Genomic DNA, 14,694 nt, shown 5'->3' with positions numbered 1-14,694 from the left:
AATATAAAGCTTATTATACAGAACCCAATACTTGTTTAAGATCTGAAATCTGATTTTCCCATAAAAGTTTTGATTGTTCTAAATCTTCCTCATCAGAAAAATCAACTACAACTAAATTAACATCTTTTGTAATTTCGTCTTTGAGAATTTTGATTTCGAAAAAATACTCAGTTTCTTCGTTATCTTCATCTAGCCATCTAAACTTAACACGTTCATCTGTTTTTTTTGTAACTAACCGAGCTTTTTCTTCTGAATCATCCCAATGGAATGAGTAAAACTCCCCCCTAGAATTAACATTATCAGCAAACCATTCACTCAACCCAGACGGATCAGAAATATACTGAAAGAGCAGCTGTGGAGATGAGTTAATTGGGAATTCTAATTCGTACTTAATTTTCATAGTTTTTCAATTTTGACGTGTAATATAGAACATTTAAATTAATATTAAAAAATAAAAATTTAAGTTTTTATCTAAATCTTTAAATATATAATTTTTGGAATATTGATTTTTAATTCTATATTTGCACCCGCATTGCACAAGTAATGCAAGCCAAAATGGCGAGGTAGCTCAGTTGGTTAGAGCGCAGGATTCATAACCCTGAGGTCACGGGTTCAACTCCCGTCTTCGCTACTACATGGGACAAAGAAGACTTTTTCTTCTTTGTCCCTTTTTTATTTGTTGATATTCTACTATTAATCAAATAGATAACTTGCAAAACTTCATTGATCCTTGTAGTTCGAAACTGATTTTCTGAAATCGTGAAATTCTCAGGATAAATCGAACCAATTCTTGATTGAGACCAATCCCCACTATCGTAGTATTCATTGAGCTTCAAGAGGTTTTCTACACCTACTTTTAATATTTCATCAATATCTTGATCATCTACATTAATACCTGCTAATTTTAATTCCAGCCTGTTAATTACTGCCCATAATCAGATTTCATATCTCTATAATCTGAAGCATCGATTTGTTGTGTTGCTAATAAATCTCTTGCGTGCGAAAGTCTCTTTTCATAATCTTTGAGCTGAGCTATTATTTTAAGCTTTTCTTCATATATTTCTTTGGTCTGCTCTCTATAACATTCTGATAAAACAGTAATATAAATATTTTTTATCTCCGGTATAGGAACAAACTGTTTTAAATTCTTTATAAATACCTCGTTAGCCGTATCAGAATTTATTCTGTATTTACAGCCTGCAGCATCAGATAGCCGAAAGATTAACAAGGAAGAGTTACCAAAAAAAATAAACTCGGAAGAGCTAAAAGAAAAATTGGCTGAGTTAAATAAAAAGCTCAAGGAGCCAAACAAAAAAACAGCCAAAGAGCTTCAAAAACTTCAAGAGGAACATCTGCCAAAACTCGAAAAACACGAAAAGATTTAGTGATTTTAGGCAATAGAAACTCCTACAGCAAGACTGATCCTGACGCTACCTTTATAAGAATGAAGGAAGACCATATGAAAAACGGACAGTTAAAACCTGCATATAATCCTCAGATATCCACAGAAAATCAATTCCTTACAAACGTATCTATCCATCAAACACCTAACGATACTGCAACTTTAAAATCCCATCTGGAGGAATTTGAAAAAAGGTACCAAAAACAAAGCAAAACAGTTGGTAGCCGATGCTGGTTATGGAAGCGAAGAAAACTACGAAATGCTTGAAAGTAAAGAAATAACAGCCTATGTAAAGTATAATTATTTTCATAAAGAGCAGAAGAAAAAAATGAAGGACAACCGGTTTGTTGTCCAGAATTTGTTCTATATTATCAAGCAAAAAGATGTGATAAATGCCCACTTAGAAGTTTGTGCCATAAAATTTTCTGTACGAGTTCGAAATAGACTTACAAAAGTCGAAATTTACCTTTTTAAAACCGTAACAGAATATTTTTTCATAAATCAACCAAAGAAAAATCAATTCCTAAAATTTGCTACATCAAAAAGGCTGCCCTTTTCGGACAGCCTCATTACCATTACCAGAAAGAACCAAGTTTATATGCTGAAATTTCATTAAAATCGATAGCCTACGTTTAAAGAAAATTTAGCAACGTGGTCGTGGTCAGTTTTGTCAGCATTTAAGAAAGTTATTCCCATACCTAGGTTTGCGCCATAAGTAAATCCACTTTTTGCGACACCTCTCCAGCCTAAGCCTACACCAATGGTAAGATTAATAACACTAGGGTTTTCAGTAAATGTTAATTTTTCTACTGTGTCATATATTTTTTTTCCATCAGTTGAATGAACCATTCCAAATCCTTCAACAAAAAAACCAGAAGCATATTTTTTGCCAAAATACATTCTGTAATACGGAGATATGGAATAATTCATATCTGTTTCCTTGGTGTTATCGTATATATAACATAAAGTAACTCCCAATGATGACTTTTTGTTTAAATGTCTTTCATAACTTGCATTAATTCCTCCACTCAATAACGGTCCGATTAAATCCAAGATAAGTTCATTTTTCTTCTCATAAGGATTTAGGATGATGTCTTTTTTATTTTGTGCTTTAACAAAAAAAAAGGAAGACAGTAATACAGCTAAAAAGATGTTTTTCATAAGATTTTTCAGTTAATTAATTTTAACAAACCTATGATATATTTTTTCTGAAGCATTAATTTTATCATAAAAATTTCGTTAAATAAGCTTAATAAAATAAATAAAATTTGTAAAAAGTTTTTGAATTTTATTTTTATCCGTTTTTTTAGTCAAATGTCGTACAACGTTATTCTGTGAAAAAACTTCCGTTTAGTTTTAAACAAATATAGGAAGTATTGTTTTTAAAAACAGGATTTTTCGTATTTTAAGAATGCAACATATCCTAGGTACTTCCCAACATCTGATGCGTATTTGAAGTTTAGAAGACCCTATTTCTGCCGATGATCAAGTTCGTTTTATAGATGCTTTGCATCTTTTTGTAAATTTGTCTAAGCTTGGGTTTTAGGTTAAAACACTTTAAAAAAAAGAAGGTCGTCAGGTTATAAGAGTGGAATATTTCTGAAAATCTATTTATACTGTTATCTCACCAGATTAAGAAGCAGTCGCAAATTAGAAAAAGAATGTTTAGAAATATTGAATGGCTATTGGAAGATATTCGTCCCAATTACCACAGCATCTCCGATTTCAGAAAAGACAATCCTGTAGCATTAAAGAACTTATTCAAACTCTTTGTTAGCTTTTTAAAAGATGCTGATTTAATAGCAGGGGAAACCATTGCTATAGATGGCACCAAAAGCCGAGCGCACAATAGCAAGAAAGCTAATTTTAATCAAAGGAAAATAGACAAACATTTGGAATATATATTGATACCAAAACTTAGGACTACTGGAAGAAAATGATAAGAAAGAGAATTCTAAAGAAATCAAAAACGTTCAACAGAAGATAGCACGTTTGTAAAAGAATAAACTTTGCTATGAGTTACTGGAAGAGAAATTGCAAGCAAGCGGTGAACCCCAATTAAACACCACTGATAAGATGTCGGAGCCTTACTGGTGCAATGACAAGCGGTTGAAGTTTCATTCAATATGCAGGCAGAAGTGGATGCCAAACACAATCTGGTGGTACCAGCCGCACAATTAATCGCAATACTCGTGGCTGCACAACAGACCATATAAGAGTAGGAGCTTTAAGATTTTAAAGAGAAAGACTACGAAATAAAAGAGATATAATCCTTAGCATTATTGAAAAATAGGAAACAAGTCGTTGGAACGGAATACTATACTCGCAAAATAACATATAACCCTCTGAAATGTTGTAAACATCTTTATGATGTGAGTGGCTAATGTTTTGTAAGTAATATTTATGAGGTTTTATTGAATATTCGATAAATTTAAACCTAATGAAGATGACCATTCCATTTTGATAGATAATGGTCAATTGAACCAATTTTTCCACTACTGGTCAAATTATTATGCTAAAAAGTATGGTCTCACTGACCATTTTTCCAGACTATCCATGAAAAATCAACTTATAAAAAAACAGCTGCAATAATTTACAGCTGCTTCATTAATCTATATCGTTTTTCTAAAATGGAAATAAATTATAAATTACACAATTCATCACTTTCAGTCAAAACACTATTGTTTGTAGAGCAAATATAATCAGGTCTCTTATTTTCTGAAACCGGCAAGTTATTAATACTATTATAAGTTATTATGACTGTATCTCTTTCATAGGGAGAAAGATTACCTGTAGAAGCATGAAACAAATTCGGATGAAAAAAAATAACTGATCCGGCTTTAAGTTCTAAAACCTCAATACCGTTTTGATCTGCATATGCTTTAACGATGCTATTATCAACAGTAAATTTTAAGTTTGAACTAAGTGAATTTAATATATCATTTTTATCAAGAGTATCTTTCTCTTTAAATTTTGCTATCCCTTCCTTATGTGACCCTGGAATAACCATTAAAGGACCTTGATAGGATTTTGCATCATCTAAATAAATCATTGCAGAAGTCATATCTGGCGATGCCACTCCATCATCGAAGTGCCAATAGGGATAATCCTGATGCCACTCCCACCATTTTCCTAAAAATGGCTCTTTAAGATTTAATTTATATTGATATAAATATAAATTTTCCTTTACCAATTTTTTAGCTATATTCAATAACCTTAAATCTTTGTACAAGTCTTCATATACTTGAGAATACATATGAGGTGCAAATATCGAACGAATCTTATTATCCTCGCAAATAACATTTGGTATATCCTTTTTATTTTCAAAATAAGATATTTCATTCTTGTATTTATTCACTTCCTCTAAAGTAAACATGTTTTCAATTATAATATAACCATCCTCATTATAACTTTCGATTTGACTTTTATTCATTTTTTTCAATTTTTAAAATTACTTGTTTAATTATTATTACTATTAAGGTTTTCCTAATTTAGTTTTAAAGCACCAATCCAATTGTGCCTACACTGCGTACACAATTGGAAACAAAAAACAACCTGAAGGTTCTTTTTTTGTTTGTGAAATACTATATAAATTACTGATTTGCAGATGCCAATCTAAGAATTGACCAACAACACGTCTAATACATTACCGAATATTTTAGCAAGATTGCTTTAATTCAGTTATGTATTTTAAATTTTCCAATATTCTATCAGATGACGGACCAAAATCAAGCAAGCAGGCTATTTCATCCACTCCTGCCTCTTCTGTTTTTTGCACCATATCCATGCACGCTTCTTTACTGCCTATCAATCCTTTGGTATTAGCAAATCTTTCATATAGAAAATTCAAAAAATCATCCAGATCTTCCTCTGACAACGAATCCAATGAAAAATCACTATCTCTATTATAAGCCATTCCTTCAAATAATTTTTTATTTCGTTTTAAAAAATTACAGTAGGGTTTTCTTGCTTCCTCTTTTATAGCTTCATTATCTAACCCAATAAATGTGTGCAGCATCAAGGTAATTTTACCTGTTTTAGGATCAAAACCGTTTTCTCTACGTGCTTGTCGATAGAGGTCTATTTTTTCTGACAACTCTTCCACTGTTTGATCTAGAACTGAAGTCAGAATATTAAACCCTAATTTTCCTGCATTTTTAAATCCTTCAGAATTTGCGCTTACCGTTAGATAAAATGGCACTTCTTTTTGGACTGTAGATGGATATATCTTGACAGCTACCTTTTTCCCATTACCACTTAATCGCTCTATAGATTCTCCTCTCCATAACTTTTTAACTGTAGATATTCCTTCATACATTACTTTATGTTTGTCTTTATAATTTTGTGAGAAAAAAACAAAATCATCTGGATTCCATCCTGAAGCCACTGATAATCCAACACGTCCATTAGATAAATTATCAACCATTGCCCATTCTTCTGCTACCCGTATGGGATCGTGAAGTGCCATAACGACACTTCCACTATTGAGTCTTATTCTTTTGGTTATACTTGCCAGAGCTGCTTGAAGCACTGCCGGATTATTAAATATTCCTCCAAATTCTGTAAAATGACGTTCTGGAACCCAAATAGATGAGAAATTATTTTCATCACCATAAACGGCGCACTTTTTTACCAAATCATAAATATTTCCTGATAAGGAATCTTCACTACTAGCAAAAAACATAATTCCAAATTCCATATATTTTTAGTTTTTTAAATTATCTGCTTAATTATTATTACTTAATGTTTTAAGATACATACAAATTTGCTCAACATTTTCTCTATTTAACAGTGCATCATGGGTTGTAGATATTGAATGTACTATTACTTCTTTATTAGTATATTTATTCCACCCATAGTCAAATCCATAAACATCATCATCGTTAAAAACTATTTTTCCATCCATTTCTGCATATGTTGTTTTAAACAAGATAACTTGTGTATTCAGTTTTTCTTCTACCTTGTGTAAATAAGAACAATTTTCATTGTAGAAACTAACTTCTAGACGTCCTTTTAGTTCCTTCTCACTCACTTTAAAGTCTGACTCCCGGAGCAATTTGTTTACTGCTGCGAGTTGTTCTTCTTTAGATTTATCTTCAAGAGCTAAATCTAAAAAATTAAAGTCTTCCCCAAATATCTCTGTTTGGTTTTCTAAAAATTCCCGAAATAATTTATCTTCATCAAATTTACTAATATCTTTAAATGAAACTCTTCCATCAAAAATCACTAGTTCTTCGACGTGAAATCCGCCATTTTGTAATTGCACTGCCATTTCATAAGCTACGGTTGCACCAAATGAATATCCTCCAAGTCGATAAGGACCATGCGGATCCTTTTTTTGCATTTCTGTAATAAACGTTGAAGCCATTTCTTCAATAGATTTTGAAATTGGAGATTCTCCATATAATCCTGAACATTGAAATGCATAAACAGGCTGATCTTTTCCTAATAGTTTTATCAGTTCAATAAAGCAATTCACTGTTCCGCTTCCTGGTGGCGTTAGATATATAGCGTTTAGACTTCCTTTTTCTTGCAAAGGAACCATAAGACTATTTTTAAAATGATTCACTGAATGCATATTATCAACAAACTCAGAGATTGTTGAATATTCAAAGACCGTATTAATACTGATATCTGTAGAGAATACCTCATTAATAAGGGAAACTAATTTTATAACCAATAAACTATGACCACCCAATTCGAAGAAATTATCATGGATTCCGACTTTATCAATCCCTAATATTTCCTGCCAGATTACAGCTAACTGTTCTTCCGTTTCATTACGGGGTGCTACATATTCTTTGCTTGATAATTCTGAACCATCCGGATCCGGTAATGACTTTTTATCCAGCTTTCCATTATTGGTTAATGGCATTACTTCTAATGCAACCCAGATCATAGGAACCATATACTCCGGCAAACTTAGCTTTAGTTGTTCTTGTAAAGCTTCTTTGTCTAATGCATCTTCCAGGACAACATAACCCACTAGACTCTTAGTGCCATTTGCATCTTCCTTCGCCAATACACAACATTGTGTTACTCCCGGTAAGGATGACAATACATTCTCAATCTCACCTAACTCAATTCGATAGCCGCGGATCTTAACCTGATCATCTTTTCTGCCGATAAACTCAATATTGCCATCTGGTAACCAGCGTGCCAAATCCCCTGTCTTATATATTCGTTCGCCTTCTTTAAATGGATCATTTATGAATTTCTCTAACGTTAATTCTTCTTGGTTTAAATAACCTAATGCAACTCCACTTCCGCCAACACATAATTCACCGACAACTCCTACTGGTACTAAATTTAATTCCGAATCCGTAATATATACGTGGCTGTTTTTTATTGGTTTCCCGATAGGAAGAGCCTTCTCTGTTACCCTGTCAATACTATAGGTAGTAGAAAATGTAGTATTCTCTGTAGGACCATAACCATTGATAATCTGAAGAGCTGGATATAGTTCTTTTAACTTATTGGTATAATTGAATAAGACTACATCTCCTCCAACCAGCAAAGAAATAAGAGGTTCAAAAACAGAGGAATCTTCTTCAACTACCTGATGAAACCAAGAGGCTGTCATCCACATAGTGGTAACTTTATGTTTGATTATAAGGTCTTTTAAACTGTTGATCTCTAATAAAGAATTTGTATCTGCTAATATTAATTGACCTCCATTTAATAAAGTACCCCAAAACTCCAAGGTTGTAGCATCAAAAGCAATAGATCCGGTGGACAGCCAAACAGTATCTGAATTTAAAGCAGTATAATCACAACTTGTACATAAACTAACAATATTGCCATGGCTAACCATCACTCCTTTTGGATTGCCCGTGGTTCCTGAGGTATACATAACATAAGCTGCTGAAGCAGGTGTTATTTCACATGAAATAGCCAAAGATTCATAAATATATGATTCTGTAATGTCTAAGAGAAAAATAAATTCTGAAACAGATAACTTAGACAGCAAAGAATTTTCACTGTAAAGAAGAAAGCTCACGCTAGAATCTTCAAGTATATAGGATAAACGATTCGATGGTAATGAAGCATCTAGTGGAACATAAGTACATCCTGATTTGAGAATACCTAACATACTAATGATCATTTCAAAACGCTTATCAAACAGAATAGCTATTCTGGAATCGCTAGTCACACCCATAGATTTTAGGTAATGAACTAATTGATTGGAACGTTCCTCTAATTCTTTATAAGTCATAGAACTATCTCCATGAACTAAAGCGACTGCATCCGGGGTGCGTTTAACCTGCTCTTCGAATATATCTACTACAGTCTTGTCTTTTGGATATGCAGTATCGGTGTCATTAAAAACATCCAGTAATTGATGTTTTTCTTCTTTGATGAGCATCGATAGATTGCTTATCGGCTGCGTGATATTGCCTGCAATACTAACCAACAACTCTTGATAATGCAGCAACATTCGATCTATTGTTGATTTATCAAATAAAGCCGTGCAATAATTTATTCCTAACGAAATGCCATTGCTACTTTCTGATACACTAAATATTATATCAAATTGAGCTGTAACAATATCAAAAGCGTAATTTGATAGTGTAACTCCTTTTATACCGACTCCTTGTTCTACAACTTCTGCAGAGTTTGATTCCACGTTTTGAAAATCAAACATTACCTGAAACAATGGTGTCATGTTCGTATCCCGGGTCGTAATCACTCGATCTACAACCTTCTCAAAAGGTGTCAGCTGATTGTCATAACCCTCTAAAGTTGTTTGTTTTACCATTGCTAATAGATCCTTGAAACTAGGATCGCCACTTAAATCACTGCGAAGTGCTAAGGTATTGACAAAAAAGCCTATCATTCCTTCTAAATCCGAGTGCGTTCTATTCGCAATTGGTGTTCCTACACAAATATCATCCTGTCCACTATAACGAGATAATAAAATCTTAAAAGCAGATAACAACAACATAAAGAACGTAACGCCTTCTTGCTGACATATAGAACTTAAAGAAGTTCCCAATTTCTGGCCTAACTCTACAGAAATACCTGCTCCTGCATTGCTCTGCACAGGAGGGCGAACATAATCCGTAGGTAAAGATAATGTGCTTGCACCACTTAATTTTGATTTCCAATATGATAACTGTTCCTCTAAAACAGCGCCTTCTAAATACTTGCGCTGCCAAATGGCATAATCTGCGTATTGTAAACTAAGCTCCGGTAATGCTACTGGACGACCCGATTGCAGAGCACTGTACAATTCCAGAAACTCATTATTAAGGATTCCCCCTGACCAGCCATCACTGGCAATATGATGAAATACACAAGCCAAAACATACTTATCATTCCCTAATGTATATAAACATGCTCGAAGCTTGTAATCTTTCGATAAATTAAAAGGTTTATTCAGGTAGCCTGCTATATTATTTTCTAATAATAACTCATTTGATACAATTGCTCTATCCAATGACCAACCCTCGGCGCTGATAATTTTCTGATAACCGATTCCTTCTTCTGAAAGAAGCATACTGCGTAAAACCTCATGGCGCGAGACTATTTCATATAAGGTTTGTTCCAGTATCGATACCTCTAATGCTCCTTCTAAACTAAGAACACTAGGGATGTGATATTCGGTACTGCCTTGCAATGCATCCAAAAACCATAGTCGTTCCTGACTAAACGATAATGGGATACGAGCCGGACGCTCCTCTGCAACAATACTTGGCAATAAAACCACTTCTGACTGTTTTGATATTTGAGTACTTAATTCAGAAATCGTCGTATATTCAAAAACATCTCTAATAGAAATCTCTATTGATAACTCCTGACGAATCATTGAAACTAAACGCGTCGCCAATAAACTATGACCACCCAATTCAAAGAAATTATCATGAATTCCTACTTGTTCTAATCCTAATAAATTCTGCCAGATTTCTGCTAACTGCGCTTCGGTTTCGTTGCGTGGTGCTACATATTCTTCACTGGATAATTCTGAGTTATCCGGATCCGGTAATGACTTCTTATCCAGCTTTCCGTTACTGGTTAATGGCATTTCTTCTAAAGTTACCCACAATTGGGGAACCATATACTCAGGCAAGCTTCGCTTTAAATGGTTTTGTAATATTTCTTTATTGAAATCACCGTTAGTTACAACATAACCAACCAAGCGTTTAGCTCCATGTGTATCTTCCTTAGCCAATACACAACATTGTGTTACTCCCGGTAAAGAAGACAATACATTCTCAATCTCTCCCAACTCGATTCGATAACCTCGGATCTTAATCTGATCATCTTTTCTGCCAATATATTCTATATTTCCATCGGGTAACCAACGGGCTAAATCGCCTGTTTTATAAATTCGTTCATCTTCTTTAAATGGATTTACTATAAACTTCTCATTCGTTAATTCTTCTTGGTTTAAATAACCTCTGGCTACGCCCAATCCACCAATACACAATTCGCCAACAACTCCAATGGGTAAGAGATTCTGTACTTCATTCATAATGTAAACCTGAGTATTATTAATAGGCTTACCAATAGGAATTTTAACCATTGGGGTTGGAGTATTTAATACTTTATAATTGGTAGCAACTACTGTAGTTTCTGTTGGTCCGTAATTATTATAAATAGTAATATCACTTGATTTATTTAAGTGTAATACCTCTCCTCCTGTTAAAACAATAATGTTTGGTAAAGAGATTTCTTTATCTACAAAGCTCTCACACAATAATGTAGGCATGTAAGTATGTGTAATAGCATGCTCGATTAAAAAATTCGAAAATTTATCCAAATCGTAATGGAATTTTTCAGAAATAGGATATAAGCTTGCTCCAAAAAGCAAGTATGGATAAATTTCCCAAACACTAGCATCAAAACCAACTCCTGAGAATAGAGTACTTCTGCTTTTAGCAGTTACAGAATAGGCTAATCGATGCCAAAAACATAAATGAACCAAGTTTCTATGCTCAATCATAACCCCTTTAGGTTTGCCTGTGCTACCTGAAGTATAGATAACATATGCCAAATTATCAGGGCTTATATTTATTTCAGGTAAATCATCAGAATACGAAGAACTATCCTCTTTGAATGCTTCTAGTAATAGAGTATCTACAATAATACTACAATTACTGTCTTTCTTTATATACGTTTTTCTTTCTTCTGGAAAATTTGGGTCTATTGGCACATAAGCTGCACCTGTTTTCAATATAGCAAGAAACGAAATAATTAACCATTCACTGCGATCTAAAACTACTCCAATTAGACTATCTGTACTAATATTATTATTAGATAATAAATAATGAGCCAATTGATTTGAGTGGTTATCTAATTCTTTATAGGTTAGCTCTCCTTGTTCATAAACAACTGCGATAGCATTTGGTGTTCGTTTAACCTGTTCGGTGAACAAATCTACTACGGTTTTATCTAATGGATAGGCAACATCAGTATTGTTGAAAACATCCAATAATTGATGTTTTTCTTCTTGGGTGAGCATCGATATATTGTTTATCGGCAGCGTGATATTACTTACAATACTAACCAACAACTCTTGATATTGTGATAACATACGGTCGATCGTAGTCTTATCAAATAAAGCTGTACAATAATTTATTCCTAATGAAATGCCATTGCTACTCTCTAATACACTAAATGCTAAATCAAACTTGGAAGTAGCGTTATCGAACTCATATCCTGAAATGATAATATCATTTAAACCTCTGTCTTTTTCTTCAAAATTATCCCCCTCATTTTGTAATGAAAATAAAACTTGAAACAATGGAGTCACATTCATATCTCGGGTCGTAATCACCCTATCAACAACCTTTTCAAAAGGTGTTAACTGATGATCATAACCCTCCAGAGTTGTCTGCTTTACTCTTGACAATAAATCCTTGAAACTAGGATCGCCGCTTAAATCACTGCGAAGTGCAAGCATGTTTACAAAAAAACCAATCATTCCTTCTAACTCTAATTGGGTTCGATTCGCAATTGGTGTTCCTACGCAAATATCGTCCTGTCCACTATATCGGGATAACAATACCTTAAAGGCGGATAGCAATAACATAAACAGCGTCACACCTTCTTCTTTACATAAAAAAATTAATGAATTTCTCAAGTTCTGATCTAACTCTAAAGAAACACTAGCTCCGGCATTGCTCTGTACTGAAGGACGAACATAATCCGTAGGTAAAGACAAGGCACTTACATCTTTTAATTTTTCTTCCCAATAGGATAACTGATTATCTAAAACAGCGCCTTCTAAATACTTGCGCTGCCAAATGGCATAATCTGTGTATTGTAAGCTAAGCTCCGGTAGAACTGCCTTACGGCCAGACTGCAGAGCACTGTATAATCCCATAAACTCATTGGTCAGGATTCCCTCTGACCAGCCATCACTGGCAATATGATGAAAAACGCAAGCCAAAACATACTTCTCATTCCCTAATGTACACAAACAAGCTCGTAACTTATAATCTTTTGATAAATCAAAAGGGCGCATCAGATAATCCTCCAGACTACTTTCCAGCATTGATGCATTCTTTATTTCTAATTGATCTAATGACCAGCTTTCTGCGCTAATAATTTCCTGATAACCGATTCCTTCTTCTGATAAAAGCAAACTGCGCAGTACTTCATGACGCGAAACAATTTCCTGTAAGGTTTGCTCTAATATTGATACCTCTAATGCTCCTTCTAAACTAAGAACAATAGGGATATGATATTCGGTACTGCCTTGTAACTGATCTAAAAACCATAGTCGCTCCTGACTAAACGATAAAGGAATACGAGCCGGACGATCCTCTACAACGATACCTGGCAATAAAACCCCTTCTGACTGGACTGATATATGAGTCCCTAATTCAGAAATTGTGGTATATTCAAATACTTCACGGATAGAAACTTCTATCATCAAATCTTTACGAATCATCGAAACTAAACGCGTGGCCAGTAAACTATGACCGCCCAATTCAAAGAAATCATCATGAATTCCTACTTGTTCCACTCCTAATAAATTCTGCCAGATTTCTGCTAATTGTGTTTCTGTTTCGTTGCGTGGTGCTACATATTCTTTGCTGGATAATTCTGAACTATCAGGATCTGGTAATGACTTCTTATCCAGCTTTCCATTACTGGTTAATGGCATTTCTTCTAAAGTCACCCATAATTGAGGAACCATATACTCCGGCAAGCTTAGCTTTAATTGGTTTTGTAATACTTCTTTATCGAAATCACCCTCAAACACAATATAACCAACCAGGCGCTTGTTGCCACCTATATCTTCCTTAGCTAGTACACAACAATGTGTTACTCCCGGTAAAGAAGATAATACATTCTCTATCTCGCCAAGCTCGATTCGATAGCCACGGATTTTAACCTGATCATCTTTTCTGCCTATATATTCTATAATACCATCAGGTAACCAACGGGCTAAGTCGCCTGTCTTATATACTCGTTCACCTTCTTTAAATGGATTCTTTATAAATTTTTCAGATGTAAGTTCAGGTTGGTTTAAATAACCACGACCTACACCTACTCCACTAACCCATAACTCTCCTATTATACCTACTGGACACAAATTATCAAAGATATCCACTACATACAAAGACATATTGGCTACTGGTTTCCCAACAGGAACAACAACACTTTTTGGAGATTCTTTCATGATATGAAGGCTCACATCATCGGATGCTTCTGCCGGACCATAAGCGTTTACTACAGGAATAGAAGGGTATAAAGAAAACCATGATCGTAATAATGATACCGTAGCTGCCTCTCCAGTAATTAAAAAATAATGTAAATCTTCTAAGCCTTTCCTTGAATCTGTTTCTAATAAACTTAACAAGTACGAAGGAACCAATTGAAGATGTGTAACTTGATATGTCGATAAAGCTTCTTGAAAATCATAGGTATCCAAAATCATACGCTCATTATAAATAGCTATGCGAGCTCCACATAATAAACCACTTAATAATTGCCATACCGAAATATCAAAGGTAAATGGTGCTGTAAAAGCTACAACACTACTACTATCCATTTCTAACTCATCTATCATTACCAAAAGGTGATTTAATAAACCACAATGATCTATCATTGCTCCTTTAGGAACTCCAGTACTACCTGAGGTATAAATCACATAACTCAAAGAATTAGATGGGTAAGATAAATCTAATGAACCAACTGAATAGTTATTATATACAGCAGAAGAACCTCCTAATATTATTGTAGTGACATCTAATAATAAAGAGTTCAAAACATCCTTTGTAGAACTATCAGTAAGCAACAAACTACATCCGATATCTCGAACAATATAAGAGATACGA

General features: G+C 34.0%; 7 protein-coding genes, 1 tRNA gene and 3 pseudogenes. 3 read left to right on the top strand and 8 right to left on the bottom strand.

Translation table 11 applies throughout. The features are described from left to right. Positions 1 to 13 precede the first annotated feature (13 nt). Entirely contained in the window at positions 14 to 400 is a 387-nt protein-coding gene (locus BM024_RS12635; RefSeq protein ID WP_090681052.1) for an START-like domain-containing protein, read from the bottom strand. A 157-nt stretch (positions 401 to 557) separates the two neighbouring features. Between BM024_RS12635 and BM024_RS12630 the strand changes: the two genes are divergently transcribed. After that, positions 558 to 631: transfer RNA gene (locus tag BM024_RS12630), tRNA-Met, on the top strand. 291 nt (positions 632 to 922) lie between these two features. Here BM024_RS12630 and BM024_RS12625 read toward each other — a convergent pair. Further along, positions 923 to 1,228, bottom strand: coding sequence for a hypothetical protein (locus tag BM024_RS12625; RefSeq protein WP_090681050.1), 306 nt, complete (start codon positions 1,226 to 1,228; stop codon positions 923 to 925). A 358-nt stretch (positions 1,229 to 1,586) separates the two neighbouring features. Here BM024_RS12625 and BM024_RS13795 point away from each other — a divergent pair, with 358 nt between their 5' ends. Continuing rightward, positions 1,587 to 2,018: a hypothetical protein gene (locus BM024_RS13795; protein ID WP_218148714.1), complete on the top strand. Its 432-nt coding sequence runs from the start codon at positions 1,587 to 1,589 to the stop codon at positions 2,016 to 2,018. On the opposite strand, the gene BM024_RS12615 is transcribed toward BM024_RS13795, so the two are convergent. Next, a complete protein-coding gene (locus BM024_RS12615) occupies positions 2,015 to 2,563 on the bottom strand; it encodes a DUF3575 domain-containing protein (RefSeq protein ID WP_090681047.1) in 549 nt (182 codons plus the stop codon). The two genes, BM024_RS13795 and BM024_RS12615, sit on opposite strands and share 4 nt — an antisense overlap. Positions 2,564 to 2,995: 432 nt before the next feature. Between BM024_RS12615 and BM024_RS13920 the strand changes: the two genes are divergently transcribed. Beyond that, on the top strand, positions 2,996 to 3,148 hold the full coding sequence (locus tag BM024_RS13920; protein WP_394333277.1) for a transposase: 153 nt from the start codon (positions 2,996 to 2,998) through the stop codon (positions 3,146 to 3,148). Between the two features lie 895 nt (positions 3,149 to 4,043). Here BM024_RS13920 and BM024_RS12605 read toward each other — a convergent pair. From BM024_RS12605 to BM024_RS13930, 5 genes and pseudogenes are all read right to left on the bottom strand, one after another. After that, the gene (locus tag BM024_RS12605) at positions 4,044 to 4,835 is read right to left on the bottom strand and encodes a phytanoyl-CoA dioxygenase family protein (protein ID WP_090681042.1); all 792 of its coding nucleotides are present in this window, start codon (positions 4,833 to 4,835) and stop codon (positions 4,044 to 4,046) included. Between the two features lie 225 nt (positions 4,836 to 5,060). Beyond that, positions 5,061 to 6,101, bottom strand: a complete 1,041-nt coding sequence (locus tag BM024_RS12600) for a MupA/Atu3671 family FMN-dependent luciferase-like monooxygenase (RefSeq protein ID WP_090681039.1) — start codon at positions 6,099 to 6,101, stop codon at positions 5,061 to 5,063. Positions 6,102 to 6,128: 27 nt separating this feature from the next. Continuing rightward, positions 6,129 to 10,307 (bottom strand): annotated as a pseudogene (locus BM024_RS13940) (amino acid adenylation domain-containing protein); the annotation flags it as partial. A gap of 108 nt (positions 10,308 to 10,415) precedes the next feature. Continuing rightward, a pseudogene (locus tag BM024_RS13935) lies at positions 10,416 to 11,729 on the bottom strand (non-ribosomal peptide synthetase); the annotation flags it as partial. A gap of 117 nt (positions 11,730 to 11,846) precedes the next feature. Continuing rightward, positions 11,847 to 14,681 (bottom strand): annotated as a pseudogene (locus tag BM024_RS13930) (condensation domain-containing protein); the annotation flags it as partial. Between the last annotated feature and the right edge of the window lie 13 nt (positions 14,682 to 14,694).

It is taken from the genome of Myroides guanonis (assembly GCF_900114085.1).
Lineage (GTDB): Bacteria > Bacteroidota > Bacteroidia > Flavobacteriales > Flavobacteriaceae > Flavobacterium > Flavobacterium guanonis.
This window is presented reverse-complemented; position numbering and strand designations above follow the sequence as displayed.

What these genes read in the sequence shown, in the direction of transcription:
- BM024_RS12605 (WP_090681042.1), bottom strand. Translation starts at nt 4,835, where the DNA reads ATGAATAAAAGTCAAATCGAAAGTTATAATGAGGATGGTTATATTATA.
- BM024_RS12600 (WP_090681039.1), bottom strand. Translation starts at nt 6,101, where the DNA reads ATGGAATTTGGAATTATGTTTTTTGCTAGTAGTGAAGATTCCTTATCA.
- BM024_RS12615 (WP_090681047.1), bottom strand. Translation starts at nt 2,563, where the DNA reads ATGAAAAACATCTTTTTAGCTGTATTACTGTCTTCCTTTTTTTTTGTT.
- BM024_RS12635 (WP_090681052.1), bottom strand. Translation starts at nt 400, where the DNA reads ATGAAAATTAAGTACGAATTAGAATTCCCAATTAACTCATCTCCACAG.